The organism is Agrobacterium sp. BT-220-3 (assembly GCF_025910175.1).
Classification (GTDB): domain Bacteria; phylum Pseudomonadota; class Alphaproteobacteria; order Rhizobiales; family Rhizobiaceae; genus Agrobacterium; species Agrobacterium oryzihabitans.
The window spans coordinates 349555-367185 of record NZ_JAPAIX010000002.1; the positions used below are offsets into that span (position 1 = coordinate 349555).

17 protein-coding genes are annotated in these 17631 nt (G+C 60.2%); 7 read left to right on the top strand and 10 right to left on the bottom strand.

What is annotated here, in order from left to right; all coding sequences use genetic code 11:
• Nucleotides 1-63: 63 nt before the first annotated feature.
• Genes OK142_RS08135 through OK142_RS08145 form a run of 3 tightly spaced genes read right to left on the bottom strand, consistent with a single transcriptional unit; the run spans nt 64 to nt 3180 of the window.
• On the bottom strand, nt 64-1233 hold the full coding sequence (locus tag OK142_RS08135) for an LLM class flavin-dependent oxidoreductase (protein ID WP_498682080.1): 1170 nt from the start codon (nt 1231-1233) through the stop codon (nt 64-66).
• The gene (locus tag OK142_RS08140; RefSeq protein WP_498682081.1) at nt 1224-2120 is read right to left on the bottom strand and encodes an NmrA family NAD(P)-binding protein; all 897 of its coding nucleotides are present in this window, start codon (nt 2118-2120) and stop codon (nt 1224-1226) included. The genes OK142_RS08135 and OK142_RS08140 overlap by 10 nt, the downstream gene beginning before the upstream one ends.
• A gap of 7 nt (nt 2121-2127) precedes the next feature.
• On the bottom strand, nt 2128-3180 hold the full coding sequence (locus OK142_RS08145; protein ID WP_498682083.1) for an ABC transporter substrate-binding protein: 1053 nt from the start codon (nt 3178-3180) through the stop codon (nt 2128-2130).
• Between the two features lie 361 nt (nt 3181-3541).
• On the opposite strand from OK142_RS08145, the gene OK142_RS08150 reads away from it, so the two are divergent.
• The gene (locus tag OK142_RS08150; protein WP_498682084.1) at nt 3542-4849 is read left to right on the top strand and encodes an NtaA/DmoA family FMN-dependent monooxygenase; all 1308 of its coding nucleotides are present in this window, start codon (nt 3542-3544) and stop codon (nt 4847-4849) included.
• Nucleotides 4850-4911: 62 nt separating this feature from the next.
• Here OK142_RS08150 and OK142_RS08155 read toward each other — a convergent pair whose 3' ends face one another.
• On the bottom strand, nt 4912-5940 hold the full coding sequence (locus OK142_RS08155) for an LLM class flavin-dependent oxidoreductase (RefSeq protein ID WP_498682086.1): 1029 nt from the start codon (nt 5938-5940) through the stop codon (nt 4912-4914).
• Between the two features lie 438 nt (nt 5941-6378).
• Here OK142_RS08155 and OK142_RS08160 point away from each other — a divergent pair, with 438 nt between their 5' ends.
• The 4 genes from OK142_RS08160 (at nt 6379) to OK142_RS08175 (ending at nt 10172) form a co-directional block, all read left to right on the top strand.
• A complete protein-coding gene (locus OK142_RS08160; protein WP_498682088.1) occupies nt 6379-7527 on the top strand; it encodes a mandelate racemase family protein in 1149 nt (382 codons plus the stop codon).
• A 3-nt stretch (nt 7528-7530) separates the two neighbouring features.
• Nucleotides 7531-8160 (top strand): SGNH/GDSL hydrolase family protein, encoded by a 630-nt coding sequence (locus OK142_RS08165; RefSeq protein ID WP_498682090.1) that lies wholly within the window; start codon nt 7531-7533, stop codon nt 8158-8160.
• Nucleotides 8161-8239: 79 nt separating this feature from the next.
• The gene (locus OK142_RS08170) at nt 8240-9838 is read left to right on the top strand and encodes an ABC transporter substrate-binding protein (protein WP_498682091.1); all 1599 of its coding nucleotides are present in this window, start codon (nt 8240-8242) and stop codon (nt 9836-9838) included.
• A gap of 106 nt (nt 9839-9944) precedes the next feature.
• A complete protein-coding gene (locus OK142_RS08175; protein ID WP_216332932.1) occupies nt 9945-10172 on the top strand; it encodes a hypothetical protein in 228 nt (75 codons plus the stop codon).
• Between the two features lie 172 nt (nt 10173-10344).
• Here OK142_RS08175 and OK142_RS08180 read toward each other — a convergent pair whose 3' ends face one another.
• The 4 genes from OK142_RS08180 to OK142_RS08195 are packed head-to-tail and all read right to left on the bottom strand — an operon-like array spanning nt 10345 to nt 13853.
• Nucleotides 10345-11103 (bottom strand): ABC transporter ATP-binding protein, encoded by a 759-nt coding sequence (locus OK142_RS08180; RefSeq protein ID WP_020012029.1) that lies wholly within the window; start codon nt 11101-11103, stop codon nt 10345-10347.
• Nucleotides 11103-11939 (bottom strand): ABC transporter ATP-binding protein, encoded by an 837-nt coding sequence (locus OK142_RS08185; RefSeq protein ID WP_498682096.1) that lies wholly within the window; start codon nt 11937-11939, stop codon nt 11103-11105. The genes OK142_RS08180 and OK142_RS08185 overlap by 1 nt, the downstream gene beginning before the upstream one ends.
• A gap of 4 nt (nt 11940-11943) precedes the next feature.
• On the bottom strand, nt 11944-12831 hold the full coding sequence (locus tag OK142_RS08190; RefSeq protein ID WP_313611131.1) for an ABC transporter permease: 888 nt from the start codon (nt 12829-12831) through the stop codon (nt 11944-11946).
• Complete coding sequence (locus OK142_RS08195) at nt 12831-13853, bottom strand: ABC transporter permease (RefSeq protein ID WP_498682098.1); 1023 nt, start codon at nt 13851-13853, stop codon at nt 12831-12833. Before OK142_RS08195 ends, OK142_RS08190 begins: the two co-directional genes overlap by 1 nt.
• A gap of 331 nt (nt 13854-14184) precedes the next feature.
• Here OK142_RS08195 and OK142_RS08200 point away from each other — a divergent pair, with 331 nt between their 5' ends.
• Nucleotides 14185-14820 (top strand): LysE family translocator, encoded by a 636-nt coding sequence (locus OK142_RS08200; RefSeq protein ID WP_498682099.1) that lies wholly within the window; start codon nt 14185-14187, stop codon nt 14818-14820.
• A gap of 17 nt (nt 14821-14837) precedes the next feature.
• Here the strand turns inward: OK142_RS08200 and OK142_RS08205 are convergent, their stop codons facing one another.
• Together OK142_RS08205 and OK142_RS08210 are read right to left on the bottom strand one after the other, a co-directional pair.
• On the bottom strand, nt 14838-15569 hold the full coding sequence (locus OK142_RS08205; protein WP_498682102.1) for a FadR/GntR family transcriptional regulator: 732 nt from the start codon (nt 15567-15569) through the stop codon (nt 14838-14840).
• A 97-nt stretch (nt 15570-15666) separates the two neighbouring features.
• Entirely contained in the window at nt 15667-16653 is a 987-nt protein-coding gene (locus OK142_RS08210; protein ID WP_498682103.1) for a GlxA family transcriptional regulator, read from the bottom strand.
• A gap of 130 nt (nt 16654-16783) precedes the next feature.
• Between OK142_RS08210 and OK142_RS08215 the strand changes: the two genes are divergently transcribed.
• A complete protein-coding gene (locus tag OK142_RS08215) occupies nt 16784-17611 on the top strand; it encodes an alpha/beta fold hydrolase (RefSeq protein WP_498682106.1) in 828 nt (275 codons plus the stop codon).
• Nucleotides 17612-17631: the final 20 nt, after the last annotated feature.

The following is a 17631-nucleotide window of genomic DNA, read 5'->3' on the forward strand; positions in this document are numbered from 1 at the left end:
ATATCGTTCTCGCAATCTCGGTGATTGCGAAGTGCAGGCTTCGGAACTGAGGCGGGAGAAGCGTCAGAGCCTCAGGCCAGCTTCCTTCATCAAGGGCAGAATGCGATCCGCGAAATATTCGAGGTCTTCGCGGAAATCGTAGAAATTCAGCTGCACGCCATCGATGCCGGCCTTTTTCAGGCCGACAAGCTGCTCGACCACCTGTTCCGGCGAGCCGATGATTTCGATATTGCCACCGAGATTGCGGCCCTGCTTGTGGCGCGCATCGCCACGGCCGCGCCAGGCATGGGCGTCGCTGTCGTAATTGTTGGTCGCAAAGGCACGGGTGCCGGGCTGCGGTTTTCCTGCCTCAATGGCGTCGGCATAGGCGATCGCCTCCCTTTCCGTGTCACGGCTGACGATGATCGGGTTGATGAGCGTCTTCACCTGCCTGCCATAGGCCTTGGCGCGGTTCTTGATGGTGGCGATATGATCAGGGAGCGTTTCCAGCGCGCTGTCGATGTGCGCGCCGCCGGGCGAGGTAACGAAAACCAGATCGGAATGGCGCGCGGCGAAATCGATACCGGCGGGCGAACCGGTCGCCGTCACCAGCGGCGGGCGGCCGAAAGCGGGCTTTGGCGTAATCCAGCCATTGTTGATCGCCCAGGGGTTAAGCTTGCCCTCATGGGAGAAGTTCTCGGTTTCGCCCCACAGGCGGTGAAGCACATCGAACAATTCGCCCGCCATATCGTAGCGCTTGTCATGGTCGATCCGCTGCCAGCCGAACATTTCATGCTCGACGGCGCGGTGGCCGGTGACGATGTTGATGCCCCAGCGCCCCTTGGCAATATGATCCAGCGTCGCGCCATATTTTGCGAGATGAAGCGGATGCAACGGCCCGTAAAGCACATGGATGGTGGAGATCAGCAGAATGCTCTTCGTGACCGCCGCCATGGCGCCCAGCGCAATGAAACTGTCGAGCGAGGATTCGCCATCATATCCGCCCTTGGGCAGCCATTGCGTGCGGCTGAAGGCGATTTCGAAACCAAGTTCCTCCGCGCGTTTCACCAGCTCCGCATTGTAGTCGAAGGTCCAGCTATTGCTGGTCGGCAGGCTGGAGAAGTTGATGTCCTGTAGATTGAGAAACAGCCCTAGCATCAGCGGCTGTTTCGCCGCGCGGCTGAGCGGGCTGTCTTCGAAATCAGTGGGGCTTTTCAGCTCGGGACCTTCAGGCAGTGGAACAGTCAGCGCCATGTCTTTTCTCCCTCGGAATGATCGCCCTGCGTGGTGGCCGTTGCCAGCCGGGCGCGCAGATAGTCTTCCACGCTGCGAGGCAACCGGCCGGTGATCTGGTGGACGGTATCGTTGACGGAGGCCGCGAGGCCTTCGCGGATGAGTTGGCCGAATTCGCCAATCGCCTTCTGTTCGAACACACCGATATCTGGCGGAAATGCTGTGCCGGAATTATGCGATATCCCGACGGGGCGATGCAGGATACGAGCCGCGATGCGGGCGATTTCCAGCGCCGTCAAGGCTTCGCCACCGGTCAGCACGAAGGTGCTGGAAACAGGCACGCTCGCGGTCAGGGCGTGAACCGCTACATCGGCTATATCGTCGGCATCGATGAAGGAAACGGCCGCATCGCCGAGACGGGCGGGAACATCTTCCCCCTTGCGTAGTGCTGCGACAACGGGCTCCAGCGCCACCTGCATCCAGGCATTCGGCCGCAGCACCGTATGCGCAATGCCGCTCCCGGTCAGATGTTTTTCCACCTCGGCATGGGCCGCACCCGAGATGGAGCGTGCGGCATTGGCGATGGTCCAGTCGGAGCCGGACATTTTCACGATCCGCGATACGCTGGCGGAGAGAGCGGCATCGATGACCGCTTTCTGGTCCGCCGCCAGCGTTTCACCGATTGGGGAAAGCAGGAACACCGTGTCTATCGCGCGTGAGGCCTCTTTCAGGCTGGCCGGATCGGAGAAATTACCCTCCGAAATATCCACCCTGTCGCCCCAGAGCTTGAGCGCGTCCTCACCCAGGCGGGTCAGCACCCGAACCTTCGCCTCTTTCTGCAAAAGACGGCTGACGACGCGTTGGCCGAGCTTGCCGGTCGCACCCGTTACAAGAATGGTTGCCGTCATGACGCCCTCACTTCGCCACAGGTTGCAGTAAAGAAAGAGCGCGCGGATCGACCCAATCGTTCACATCGAAATCGTCAGGGATGAATTTCCATTCCAGCAGGAAATCCTTGAAGTGACTGAGCGCATCCAGCTCCGCCGGATCGAGATCGAGCCTCAGGTTGCGGTACACTTCCGCCCCGTTCGCGGCGATAACCGCTTCCTCGCTGACGCCGATCTCGCGGGCGATGAAACGCACCGCTTCTGCCGGATTGTCATTCGCCCAGCCGGCAACCCGCTGTACCGTGGCCACGAGGTCGGCGACCAGATCGGGCCTTTCATCGGCAAAGGTGGCGTCCACGGTCAAAGGACGTGGCGTGCCGTTATTGATGCGGATTTTCGGATCGGGGTGGAACCCGGTCGACACGACGACGTGCGCGCCAATGAGATTGGCGACGGTGACGCCTTCCGCTCCTTTGACAAAAAACGCATCGATCTGCCCGCGATGCAATGCTGCGATCTCCTCTCCATAGGGCAACCGTCGGCGCAGACCATGGAACCTATCGTCAGCCGGCCCGAGCAGCACCGGCTCGGCGGCGGTGAGATCGACCAGCTCAACCTCCGCGACGGAAAGGCCGGAAACGGTCAGTGCCGATACGATGCCCTTGAGCGATGTCGCGCGCTGGAAGTCAATGGTTTCATTCGGCCGTTTCGGCAGCCCGATGCGCCGGCCCTTCAGTTCGCCGCCCTTTGTTATGCCACTGGCTGGCAGGGCTATGACCGCCTGAAACTCGTCGGTCCTCGTCAACCCGACAAGACGCGTCTGGCGTCCGCCGGATTTTGCCCAGATAGGCGGAATATTGCCGCCCTGACGGAAGGACCAGTCCAGACGGTGATCGAAATGGCTCTGGCGAATGGCCGGATCCGCCGCATCGCGAATGGAGGACACAGTAATGCCGTGGCCGGCGAAACTCTCCTCGATCCAGCCAAGCTGCGCCGCGATGGAAAGCGGCGTTGGCGCCGGGCAGCGCGTGTACCAAACGGTTTCAGGGTGGGTTATTTGGCGAAGGGCCGCATCAGCCATGGCGTTCGTCCTCTCAATTGTGATCTGGGCAGCACGCTACACGTCATAAAATATTTTCTATAGATAAAGTGTACTATTTGAGAGGCCGTTGAGGAAATTCGTTTCCATATCACCGGCGCTTTACGCTTCTGAAAAAATATCCTTTCGGAAATGACATCATTTTCGGACGAAGCTTCGACAGCTAACGGCGCTCGACGTGGGGCGTCTCCTGGGAGCGGACAGCCATGGCGCGAAAGTTTTTCTTCTCCTGACAGCAAGGATTTTTAACTCGCGACCGGAACCCCGGCTGTTACGCTTCCCCGCAATTGCGCCGGATGTGCAAGCCGGCAATCCAACAGACCCAAAAAGAAAAAGTGGCAGCATGAGCACGAACAAACGCCGACTCAATCTCAATGTCGGCATCAACACCACCGGATACCTCGCCAATGCCTGGAAATACAGGAGCGGAGACCGGCATGATATCAATGACATAGGCTATTACCGGCGACTGACGGAACTGGCCCACAAAGGCCGGTTCGACGCCGTGTTCCTTTCGGATCATCCGGCATTACTGACCGACCCGACAAGCCGGCCGTTTCACACCATCGATCCGCTCATCCTCTCCACATCGCTTGCCGCACAGGTGCCGGATATCGGCTTTGTGGCGACGGTGTCCTCCACCTATAATTCGCCCTATAATTTTGCGAGACGAACGCAATCCATCGATATCGTCACCGGCGGCCGGTTGATCGTCAACATCGTCTCCTCCTTCAATCCCAGTGTCGCCGCCAATTTCGGCAATGACCCGCTGCCGCCGCGCAACGAGAGATATGCCAAGGCCACCGAATTTCTCGATGTCGCGAAAAAGCTCTGGTCGAGCTGGGATCCCCGCCGCGAAGGCGAGGTGCCGGAAGGCCGCTTCTGGGATGCGGCTACAGCCGAGACGATCGATCATGAGGGGCAATATTTCCATGTGAAAGGCCCGCTCAACGTGCCCCGTGGACCTCAGGGCCACCCCGTCATTGCCCAGGCCGGCGCGTCCGAAGGCGGTATTGATCTGGCGGCTCGTCACGGCGAGATCATCTATTGCAACATATTGTCCCGTCCCGCCGGCCAGGCCTTTGGCAAAAAGGTCCGTGACCGCGCCGTCTCCTTCGGCCGCGATCCCTCGGGCATCCGCATCGTTCCGGGTCTCGTCGTCATTCTCGGAGAGACGCGTGAGGAAGCGTTGCGCAAACACGAACTTTACAGCGGAACCGGCTCGGAAGACGGTCTTCTGGTACGCTTCGCCAAGGAAAACGGTATCGATCCGCGTGATTTTGATCCCGACGCGAAGCTGGATGCGGAACGCTTCATTCCCGACCAGAACCGGCAATGGGCAGTCGGCATGGGGCTTGGCCTTTCCGATCTGCTGAGCCATGAAAAGCTCACCGCCCGCGAGGCCGTGCGACGCTCGGAGGGGCACCATCGGCTGCTGCTTGGCACACCGGAAGAGGTGGCGGACGGCATTATCGACCTCTGGCAGGACGGCACGGTTGACGGCTACACATTGCAGCCGCCCCGCGCCCCTGATGATATCGCCGAATTCGTCGAACAAGTCGTGCCCGTGCTTCAGGATCGTGGCGTTTACCCGCGCGAATACGAAGGCACGACCATACGCGACAGATACGGCTTGCCCCAGCCGAACTAACGATGCTCCCATCGCCCGCCATTTCCTCGCTCGGCGCAGGAATGGCGGCCGATGTGGGGGCATTATTGCCCCGTCGCCACTTTCAAAACGGGCCTCCCGCCGGAAAGCTGCGGCACGACGGACGCGAAATCCGTCACGATCTGGCGATAGTCTTCCGGCTGGAATTCATAGGGCAGTTCCAGACGGAATTCCGAGACATGCGGCAGAACGGGATCGCGCAACAGCTTCTCCAGAATTTCACCCGTCGTCCCGACGATGTCAGGCAGAAAAAGCGTGCGGCGCGCACCATGCGGTGTATGCGTGCGCTTGTCACGCTCAGCCGCAAATTCGGTATAACGGCGGCGGGTCGCCGGGCTGGCGCTGTCCGTCGGCAGGATCACGCGACCGAGTGCGACGCGCGGCTGGCGCTCATGCGCCCATTCCTGCCGGAAGCGGGCAACGAGGGCCGCCTGTGCCGCCAGAAAATCATCGGTATTTTCACCGCTGACGATATTGCCGGTCAGGAGATTAAAGCCCGCCTTCCCCGCCCAGCGCGCGGAATTCTGCGATCCGCCGCCATACCACAGCCGGTCGGTCAAACCCCTGGCGAAGGGCCGAAGGCGCGGCACCTGCGCGCCCGCCGCATTGCCCGCCTCCGTTTCGCTGGACAGCGGTTCCGATCTCAAGGCTCTGGCGAGCTTCTCGGCGCGGGCATGGCTGTAATCAGCATCGGGTGCCGTATCGACGTAATCCGAAATCAGATGGGCGAAGGGCGGCGCGCCCACAGAGACACCGACATTCAGCCGTCCGTGTGACAGCACATCCACGGTGGCGAGATCTTCGGCCAGCCGGAAAGGGTTCTCGTAACCAAGCTGGATGACGGCGGTGCCGAGCCCGATCCGCTTCGTGCGCTGCGACGCAGCTGCGAGAAAGGTGGCAGCCGAGGACACGCCGCGTTCCAGATGGCGCTGGCGAACCCAGGCGCTGTCATAACCCAGCGCCTCCCCGGCTTCGAAAAGCTGCAGGGTTTCCTCCAGCCCCTGTGCAGGATCATCATCATGATAATTGCCGGGAACCAGAAAAGCGAAGTGGGAGATATGGGAAAGGGGCATGGCTGTAAGGTCCGGAAATGAGTGTTGAAGCTTAGCAGCGCAGATGCAGCAATCCCCGTTCCGGACAGCCGTTCAATGCGGCGCATGCCCACGCAGAATGCATGATGACAGGCACGGCTGGCACGGCATGTTCGTTTATAGTCCCGGCCTTTGTTGAAAGATCATTGCGCGATTCAATAGTCTACTAAAATTATGGATTACTGTACCCCTCCTTTGAATAGGCCGCACTCACGCCTCCAGTCAGATTTTCTTTTCCGAAGAGGCAAATATCCTTTGTTGCCCTCTCACATTGAAGAGCTGTGCGACACAGTGCGCAAATGGCCTTGATTTTTCGCACCAACATGTAATACAGATTATCATACATGTTGACAAATAACGCAGACATGTATGACATTGCAGCAGCTACAAACGCCGCGATACCTGCATGAGGGAGGAATTATGATCATCACCGACGTCGAGGTCCGTGTTTTCCGCACGACGACCCGTCGGCACTCGGACAGTGCCGGTCACGCACATCCGGGTCCGGCGCATCAGGTGGAACAGGCCATGCTGACCATCCGCACTGAAGACGGTCAGGAAGGCCATTCCTTCACCGCGCCGGAGATCGTTCGCCCGCATGTCATCGAAAAATTCGTCAAGAAAGTGCTGATCGGCGAAGACCACCGCGACCGGGAACGTCTGTGGCAGGACCTTGCCCACTGGCAACGCGGCTCGGCGGCGCAGCTGACGGACCGCACGCTGGCCGTGGTGGATTGCGCGCTCTGGGACCTTGCCGGTCGCAGCCTCGGGCAACCTGTATACAAGTTGATCGGCGGTTATCGCGACAAGGTGCTCGCTTATGGCTCGATCATGTGCGGCGACGAGCTGGATGGCGGTCTTGCAACGCCTGAAGATTACGGCCGGTTTGCCGAAACGCTGGTGAAGCGCGGCTACAAGGGCATCAAGCTCCACACCTGGATGCCGCCCGTCAGCTGGGCGCCGGATGTGAAGATGGATCTCAAGGCCTGCGCCGCAGTGCGCGAGGCGGTAGGCCCCGATATTCGTCTGATGATCGACGCCTTCCACTGGTATTCCCGCACCGATGCGCTGGCGCTCGGGCGTGGCCTGGAAAAACTCGGCTTCGACTGGATCGAGGAGCCGATGGATGAGCAGTCGCTGTCTTCCTACAAGTGGCTCGCCGACAATCTCGATATTCCCGTCGTCGGCCCGGAAAGTGCGGCCGGCAAGCACTGGCATCGCGCGGAATGGATCAAGGCCGGCGCCTGCGATATTCTTCGCACCGGCGTCAACGATGTCGGCGGCATCACGCCGGCGCTGAAAACCATGCATCTGGCCGAAGCCTTCGGCATGGAATGCGAGGTGCATGGCAATACGGCCATGAATCTTCACGTGGTCGCCGCCACCAAGAATTGCCGCTGGTATGAGCGCGGACTCTTGCACCCCTTCCTCGAATATGATGACGGCCACGACTATCTGAAGTCGCTGTCCGACCCGATGGACAGCGATGGCTTCGTCCATGTTCCCAACCGGCCGGGCCTTGGCGAGGACATCGATTTCACCTTCATCGACAATAACCGGGTGAGGTAGGCGATGAAAACCGTGCTCGCCTTTGGAGACAGCCTCACCTGGGGTGCTGACCCGGCAACGGGCCTGAGGCACCCGGCCGCGCATCGCTGGCCGGAGGTACTGGAAACCGAGCTTTCCGGAAAGGCGAAGGTTCATTCAGAAGGACTGGGCGGGCGCACCACCTGTTATGACGACCATGCCGGTCCAGCCTGCCGCAACGGTGCACGCGCGCTTGAAGTCGCGCTTTCGTGCCACATGCCGCTTGATCTCGTCATCGTCATGCTCGGCACCAATGACATCAAGCCGGTGCATGGCGGTCGCGCGGAAGCCGCCGTTTCCGGCATGCGGCGGCTGGCGCAGATCGTCGAGACCTTCATCTACAAGCCGCGAGAGGCGGTGCCGAAACTTCTGATCGTCGCACCGCCGCCCTGCGTTGCAGGCCCGGGCGGAGAGCCCGCAGGCGGTCGCGATATCGAACAATCAATGCGGCTTGCCCCGCTCTACCGCAAACTCGCCGCCGAACTTGGGCATCACTTCTTCGATGCCGGATCGGTCGCCAGCGCCTCACCGGTGGATGGCGTGCATCTGGAGGCGCAGGCAACGGCCGCGATCGGCCGGGCGATCGCCGCTCCGGTCAGAGACATTCTTAGCTGATCATGCGAAGCCTGTGGAGGAACAGGCGCGTGGATCGAAACGTGGAAAGGCCGTATGAACCGGCCGTATGGGAGGAAAAATGAGACATTTTCTTGCAACCGCCGCACTGGGCGCACTGCTGATCGGCGCCGTGCCGCTCAGTGTCTTTGCCGAAACGCCGAAGGACCAGCTCATCGTCGCCACGACCATGAGCAATATTCTGACCCTCGATCCCGCCGCCATTACCGGCCGCGAGACGGTGCAGGTTCTCAACAACATCTATGACACGCTGGTGGTGCTTTCCCCTGAAGATCGCAGCGTCCAGCCCCGCCTTGCCGAACGCTGGGAAATTGCCGAGGACCGGAAATCGATCCGTTTCCACCTGCGCGCCGACGCCAAATTCGCCTCCGGCAACGCCGTGACGGCAAAGGACGTGGCGTGGAGCCTGAAGCGGCTGCTCGCCCGCAATCTGGCGCAATCGTCTTTCCTCAAAACGCGCGGTTTCAAGCTGGAAGAGGCCGACAAGCTCTTCGTTGCCGAAAACGACCAGACCTTCGTGCTCAATATTCCAAAGCCCGATGATCCCAATCTGCTGCTGATGATCCTTGCACAGAATGGTCCGGGCTCGATCATCGACAGCCAGACGGCGCTTGCCAATGAAAAGGACGGCGATCTCGGCGGCGCATGGCTGACGCTGAATTCGGCAGGCTCCGGTCCCTTCAAGCTCACCCAATGGAAGTCCAACGAATATATCATCCTCACCCGCAACGATGATTATTGGGGTGAGAAGGCAAAGATGAAGCGCGTCCTGATGCGCCATCTACCGGAATCGCAGTCGCAGCGGCTGATGCTGGAAAAGGGCGATATCGATGTCGCCTATTCCCTGCAGGCGCCGGACCTGAAATCGCTCGAAGCCGACAAGACCATCGCCATCGAATCCACGCCCGGCTCCGGTTTTTATTACCTCAGCGTTTCGATGAAGGACGAGAAATTCGCGAACAAGAAGGTGCGCGAGGCCCTGCGTTATCTGATCGATTACGACGGTCTCGACAAGGCGGTCATGCCCTATTACGGCAAGCTGCATCAGCGCTCCCTCAGCACCGGCGTCATGGGCGCACTACCCGATCAGGGTTACAAGCTCGATATTGCAAAAGCCAAGGCGCTTCTGGCCGAAGCCGGTTATCCCAATGGCTTCAAGACGACGCTGCGCGTGCTTTCGGAAGACCCCTTCATGAAAGCGGCAACGGCAATCCAGAACACGCTGGCCCAGGCCGGCATTCAGGCCGAGTTGATCAGCGGTTCCGGCGACCAGATTTACGGCGCCATGCGCGAGCGCAACTTCGAACTGCTTCTCGGCCGTGGCGGTGGCGGCCAGCAGCCGCATCCGGACAACAACCTGCGCTCCATCGCCTATAATCCGAACAATGCGGACGACGCCAAACTGACCAACTATCAGAGCTGGCGCACGAGCTTCTTCGATGAGAAGCTGAACAAGATGATCGAGGAAGCCCTTGTCGAGCGTGACGTGGCGAAACAGACGAAGCTTTATGAAGACCTGCAGGCCTATATGGACGAAATCGTCATGTCCATTCAGCCCTTCTCCGAAGTCATCGACACCGCCGCCTTCCGCAGCGACATCAAGGGCATGATTGTCAGCCCCTGGCTCTCGCGCTTTGAAGAGGTGAGCAAGGAGCGGTAAGGCATCCCACTCGCCGTCATCCTCGGGCTCGACCCGAGGAGCCATGGCTCCAACCGTCTATGGATCCTCGCCTCAAGGGCGAGGATGACGGCGGAGGGAAGCGAAGATGCCGGCGAAGAAATTTCGTTTTACGATACCGAAGGCGCGGCTAACCCCGCGCCTTTTTGCTGGTAACGAGGTTTACAAAGCCGATGCGTTCGACGAAATCGGGACATCCACACTCCGTCACCCCGGACTTGATCCGGGGTCCAGTGCGATCAAGTCCTTGATCGCGAAAGAGTGCTTTCACGGCGCAGACGCGCCGTGGCTGGATGCCGGATCAAGTCCGGCATGACGGAAGGAAGGGTTTCGTACTTCGTTAACAGGCCAAGGCGCAGTTGCCGGTCCGCCTTTCCAACTTGCCCCAAAACCGTCCAAAAAATTGCCCGGCACTGAAGGCCGGGCAAGGAAGGAGGATTTTATTATTCGTGACGCCCCGGAGGAGGACGATCACGCTTTGGGAGCTGTCACGCGCCTTCATATTCGAGCGAGGCGCCGATCAGTTCACGGGCATAGGGATGCGTCGCGCCGTTTCCGGCGATGGCCTCGCGCGGCAGGATTTCGGTGATTTCACCGCGCAGCATCACGGCGAAGCGATCACACATGTGGTCGACCACCGCGAGATCGTGCGTCACCATGATATAGGTGAAGCCGCGTTCTTCGCGCAGACGCTGCAGCAGGTTGAGGATTTCCGCCTGCACTGAAACGTCGAGCGCAGAGGTGGGCTCGTCGAGCAGAAGCAGCGACGGCTCGAGGATCAATGCGCGCGCAATCGCCACGCGCTGCCGCTGGCCGCCGGAAAGCTGGTGCGGGAAGCGATCGAGGAACGACACGGGCAGACCAACATCCGTGATGACCTTGCGCATGCGCTCCTCACGGTCGCCGAGCTTGTGGATCGAGAGCGATTCCCCAAGAACGGTGCGCACCGACTGGCGCGGATGCAGCGAGCCGTAGGGATCCTGAAACACCATCTGCAGGGTGCGGCATCGCTCGATCAGCGGCATGTCACGAACCGACCTGCCATTGATGAGTATTTCGCCGCTCCAGAAATCATTCAGCATCGACACGCAACGAAGCACGGTGGATTTGCCCGAACCGCTTTCGCCGACCAGCCCGAAACACTCGCCCGGCTCGACGCGAAAGGACACCGACGGCAGCACTTTCAGCGCCGTGTGGCCGCTGCCGAAGGTGATGGAAAGATCGCGGGTTTCAACGGAAACGGCCATTATACTTTCTCCTCCAGCCATTCGGGACGCCGATCCAGCACCGCAAGCGGCGCGCGCGTGCCGCCGATGCGCGGCTGCGCCGCCAGCAGGCCGCGCGTATAGGGATGCTGCGCCTGATCGAGATCGCGCGCAGCTAGCGTTTCCACCACGCGGCCGGCATACATGATGAGTACCCGGTCGCAGAAATTGCGCACCAGATTGAGATCGTGGCTGATCATGATCAGACCGATGCCTCTATCCCGCACGAGGCTGTCGAGAATATTCAGAACCTGCAGCCGCACCGTCACATCCAGCGCCGACGTTGGCTCGTCGGCGATGACGAGATCGGGATCGGCAAGCAGCATCATGGCGATCATGACGCGCTGGCCCATGCCGCCGGAAATCTCGTGCGGATATTGCTCGTAGACGCGTGCGGCGTCGCGGATTTTCACCGCATCGAGCATGGCGAGCGCCTTTTCCCGCGCTTCCGATTTCGATGCTTTGAAATGGCGCAGATAGGTCTCCGTCACCTGATCGCCGACACGGCGGATGGGATTGAGGGAGAATTTCGGATCCTGAAGGATCATCGACATGCGCCGTCCGCGAACTTTCAGCATCTCCTTTTCACTCAGAGACAGAAGATCGAGACCGTCGAAATCAAGCCTGTCGGCGGTGATCGTCGCCGATGGCAGGAGGCGCAGCAAGGCCCTGCCGACGGTGGATTTGCCCGAGCCGCTTTCGCCGACAATGCCGAGCCGTTCCCGGCCAAGGGTGAAGGAGATGCCGCGCACGGCCTCGGTGGGCGAACCGCCATAACGGATGCGAAGATTTTCGACGTCGAGGATTGGTTTTTCCATGGCCCTATTTCCGGTTCATCTGCTTCGGATCGAGCGCATCCCGCAGGCCGTCACCCAGAAGGTTGAAGGCAAGGCTGACGGAAAGGATCGCAACGCCGGGAAAGGTGACGAGCCACCAGCTGTCGAGCATGTAGCGGCGTCCGGTGGCGATCATCGCTCCCCATTCCGGCAAGGGCGGCTGTGCGCCGAGACCGAGGAAGCCGAGCCCGGCGGCGGTCAGAATAACCGTCGCCATATTCAGCGTCAGGCGGATCAGGACCGAGGGCAGGCACATGGGCATGATCGATTTGACAATGATACGCAACGGCGAGGCGCCCTGAAGCCTTGCGGCGGCGATGTAATCCGCCTTGCGGAAGGTCATGGCCTCGGCACGGGCAAGCCGTGCGATCGGCGGCCATGAGGTGAGCGCGATCGCTATGATCGCATTGTTGAGGCTGGGTCCGAGCGCCGCCACGAAGGCGAGCGACAGGATGAGGCTCGGGAAGGACAGGAAAATGTCCGTGATGCGCATCATCACCGTATCGAACTTGCCGCCGAGATAGCCCGAGGCGGTGCCGACCAGAAGACCGACCGGGCCGACGATGATTGACACCAGCGAGATGATGGTGAGAGTGATGCGCGCGCCCCACAAAAGGCGGCTGTAAATATCGCGTCCAAGCTCGTCCGTGCCGAAGAAATGGCCATTGCCGGGCGGCTGCAGCGTCTTGGCGAGATCCTGCACGTAAGGATCATGCGTCGCAAGCCAGGGCGCGAAAATCGCCGCGATGACGAGAAGCAGCAATATCAACAGGCCGAAGGCCGATGTCGGGCTTTTCAGCAGGAAGACGATGATGTTCTTCAGTGCATTCAACGGCACGGGAAGACGCAGGGAGGTTTCAGCACGGGCCGTCATCAGCGGGTCCTCGGATCGAAAAAGCGGTAGAGAATGTCGGACAGGAGATTGAGCCCGATGAAGATGACGCCGACGATAAGCACGCAGGTCATCACGGCATTCATGTCGCCGATGATAAGATTGCTGGTGAGATATTGGCCGAAACCCGGCCAGGCGAAGACGGTCTCGATAAGAACCGCGCCTTCCAGCAGCGAGCCGTAGGCAAGCGCAATGATGGTGACGAGCTGCACGCGGATGTTACCGAAAGCATGCAGCCACACCGTCTGTCGCTGCGACAGGCCTTTGACGCGCGCGGTCGTCACATATTCCTGGCCCAATTGATCGAGCATGAAGCTGCGCGTCATGCGGGTGATATAGGCCGACGATGAATAACCGAGCAGAGCGGCGGGCAGGATGAGGTGATTGATGGCGGACCAGAAGACTTCCATGTCGCCCGCCAGCAGGCTGTCGATCAGCAGGAAGCCGGTTCGTTCCTCCACGAGACCGATATAGAACTGGTCCATACGGCCACCGCCGCCGACAAGGCCGAGATGGGCGTAAAAAACGATCAGCGCGATCATGCCGGTCCAGAAGATCGGCATGGAATGGCCGAACAGGCTGAGCACCCGCACGAGATGGTCCTGCCAACGGTCTTTCTTGACCGCGGCATAGACGCCCATGGGAATGCCAAGGCCGGCGCCGATCAGGATCGCGAAGGTCGCAAGCTCCATCGTCGCCGGCATGACGCGTATGATATCCTGGATGACGGGCTGGCCCGTGCGGATCGAGGTCCCAAAATCGCCGGTGAAGACATCGCCGAGATAATAGATGAATTGTTGCCAGAGCGGCCGGTTGAAGCCGAGCGCATGGTAGACCTGCTCATAGGTTTCGCGGGTCGCGTCCTCACCGACGATGGCCCGCACCGGATCGGCGGGCATCAGTCGGCCGATAAAAAAGGTCAGCAGCAGCAATCCGAGCAGCGTGACCGCAATACTTCCGATCTGGCCGGACAGGCCATACAGCGAAAGGCGTCTTTTTGGCATGGTTCCTCCCTTGCCAGAAGTCGATTGCACAAAAGAACAAAGGCGCAATCCTGTCTGACAACTATTCGCAAGTTGTCACAGGTGTTGAAAGCTGTCAAGCATATGCCGGTGAAATTGGTGCGGCGGCGGAGCCTGGAAGATTACGCAACCGGGCAGCGACGCCGCCTTCCAAGGCCGAAGTTTCATCTGAAATCCAGCCCTCTTTGCCTTGCCGCAAAAGAACCCACACACATTGCCGCAATTACAAAAGCCTGTATTCTTTCGCTCCAAAATGCCTGCGGAGATGCCGGTCCGATACCTGCCATCTCCTACTCCAAGTGAGAGGAAGAAAATGGCGGAAATGACACTTCTGGCATTTGCGATAGTCGCCTTTATCGGCATTGCCACGCCCGGCCCGACCGTTTTGCTGGCGCTTGCGAATGGCTCACGCTTCGGGGTTCGCCGCGCCTTGACCGGCATGGCCGGCGCCGTTCTCTCCGATTTCGTTCTGATCGGCGCGGTTGCGCTGGGATTGGGAGCATTGCTCGCCGCCTCGGAATTCTGGTTCGGCGTCGTCAAATGGGTCGGCGTTTGTTATCTTGCCTTCCTCGGCGTCATGCTGTTGCGCTCCAGGGGCTCGCTCGATAGCGCTCTTCAATCGGCAGACACTGTCGGGGCCACCTACGCCCGCTCGATTTTCCTCAAAAGCTTCCTTGTGGCCGTGACCAACCCTAAAGGATATTTGTTCTTTTCGGCTTTCCTGCCGCAATTCATCGATCCGGCAGCCCCGCAAATCCAGCAATATGCGGTGCTTGCGCTGGTTATCGCCGCCATCGATTTCATCGTGATGTTCGGATATGCCCTGCTTGGCTCGCAGGCCGTCAGACTTTTGCGGAAATCAGGGGCGCTATGGCTCGACCGAATTTGCGGCGGCGCGCTTTTGACGCTTGCCGCCTCCTTGGCCTTCTATCGACGGGCGAGTGCGTAACCTATTGAGAAAGCGGGTCATTCAGCGGCGGTTCGGGAGCGCAGAAGCACCTTGTAGCGTTCAAGACTGCCGCGCAGATGTGCCGCCATATATTGGCGCGCGGCATTGGCATCACCTTCAATGATAGCGTCGACGATCCTCGCATGCTCCTCCTGGAGGTGAAGATTGTAGTCCTTCGGGCGCGACCCGGGCGCTGCCCCCTGCAATTCGCCACGCGGAATGATGCCGGAGCGGATGAGTTGAAGAAACTCGGGAAACCGCCGGTTCTGCGTCGCCTGTGCAATGGCTAGATGGAACTCGAAGTCGGCGTCCCGCGTCGGCAGTCCGGCCGCGAGACAGTCGCCGACACGCCGATGCGCATCGACGATGGCTTCAACCTGCACGGCGGAACGGCGCGATGCCGCAAGCCCGGCCGATTCAACCTCAAAAACGGTGCGCAGTTCCAGCAGTTCGATTACCGAGGAGATCCGCCCCACGGCGAGATCGTTGAAAGGCACCTCCTTGGCCGGTTTCGCCTCAATGGCAAACACGCCTGCCCCCTTGCGGGCCTCAACAAGACCATCGGCGCGCAGAATGGCGATGGCCTCGCGCACCACCGTGCGGCTGACGGAATATTCGCGTGTCAGCGCGCTTTCGCTCGGAAGACGGTCACCGGGACGGAACACGCCTTCGGACAAATCCCGCCGCAATGCGGAGCTGATTTTCGCCGCGAGCGATACTCCCGGCTTCGTGCTGCTCTCAACGTCCATTCCGGCCCACCTGTTTTAAACTTGTCTGGCATGTTAGCAAACACCCGCCACATTGCAAGGGCCGGCCATCGCCGCCGCCGGAGCCGCGGGATTGTCCTCAGGCAGCCGCCATGGCCGAACTGCTGGAAAAACGGCTTCTATATTCCCCCGGAGAAAGGCCGAGAATACGGTGAAACACGCGACGGAAGGCGGCCGCGTCCTCATAACCCACCGACCAGGCGATCTGGTCGACCGAACGACGGGTGAATTCCAGCAGTTCCCGCGCCTTGCCGACACGAAGATGCTGAACATATTCGATTGGCTTCATGCCGGTGGCAGCCTTGAAACGGCGCAGGAAGGTTCGCTCCTCCAGCCCGGCATGGCCGGCCATATCTGCAACGCTTGTCGCCCGCCCCGCGCGCGCCTGCAACCAGTGCTGCACCTTTAATATCGGCTCGTCGCCATGCGTCAGCCTTGGTGCGAAACTGCTGTAATGTCGCTGCTCCCGTCCGGAAGGATCGATCAGCAGGAATTTGCCGGTTTCAATCATCACCGAAGGTCCAAGCAGGCGATCAACGATACGCAGGCCAAGATCGGTCCACGCCATCAGCCCGCCAGCCGTGATGATATCGCCATCCTCGATGACGATCTTGTCTATCTCCAGCCGGATATCGGGAAAGCGGTCACGGAAACGTTCGGCAAACAGCCAGTGGGTCGTTGCCGGGCGACCGGACAGGAGGCCGGTCGCGGCGATGATGAAGGAGCCGCCGCAACTGGCGGCCAGCGTCGCGCCCTGCGCATGCCGGTCCAGCAGCCAGCGGGCATAGGGCTCGGCCTCATCGATTTCGGCAGGCCCGGTCAGTCGGCCGGGCACGACGAAGATATCGGGATGTCCCGGCCTGTCGGGCTCGGTGTCGTGACAGCGCGAAAACTCACCGCCCTCGCCCATGCTCCAGTGGCTAACGCGCAGTTTCGGTCCGCCGCGATCCTGTGAAAACACCGACGCGATGGCGAAAAGATCGGTGATGCCGTGCACCATGGCGATCTGACAGTCCCGGTAGAGAACCAGACCGACTTCAATCGCGCTTCCCGCTACACCCGCCATGCCCCGCATCCCCCGTTTTGTCAGTTTCGGCTCGTTTTCTGTCAGAAGCGCCAATCCAGCCCCGGCTGCGTCAAGAGTATCTCTATTCCCACGGGACGCAAGCAAGCTCCCTGCAACAGGAGAGAGAGCCATGACAACGATCACCACCAGAGACGGAACGCATATTTTCTACAAGGACTGGGGCCCGAAAGACGGCCAGCCCATCATCTTCTCCCATGGCTGGCCGCTCAGCGCCGATGCCTGGGATGCGCAGATGGTGTTCTTCGCTAACAACGGTTTCCGCACCATCGCCCATGATCGCCGCAGCCACGGCCGCTCCGATCAGGTCTGGCACAACAATACCATGGATCAATATGCCGACGACCTGGCCGAGCTGATCGAACAGCTCGATCTTCACGACATCATTCTGGTCGGCCATTCCACCGGCGGCGGCGAGGTCACCCGCTATATCGGCCGCCACGGCACGGCCCGCGTCGCGAAAATCGCCCTCATCGGCGCGGTTCCGCCGCTGATGCTGAAGACGGAAAGCAATGCCATCGGCCTGCCGATCGATGTTTTCGACGGTATCCGCAAGGGCACCTATGACAATCGCAGCCAGTTCTTCAAAGACCTGACCATTCCCTTCTACGGCTACAACCGCGAAGGCGTCGTGATATCCGAAGGCATCCGTGAGGAATTCTGGCGGCAGGGCATGATGGGCGGCCTGAAAGGCCAGCTCGACAGCATTCGCGCCTTTTCGGAAAGCGATTTCCATCAGGACCTGAAGGCCTTCGACAAACCGACGCTGGTTCTGCACGGCGATGACGACCAGATCGTCCCGGTGGGCGCTTCCGCGCTTTCCACGGTCAGAATCGTCAAACATGCGGTTCTCAAAATCTATGAGGGCGCCGACCATGGCCTGACGCAGACCCATCAGGACCGGTTCAACGCCGACCTTCTCGCCTTCATCAACGCCTGAAACCACCAGATACAGGAGAT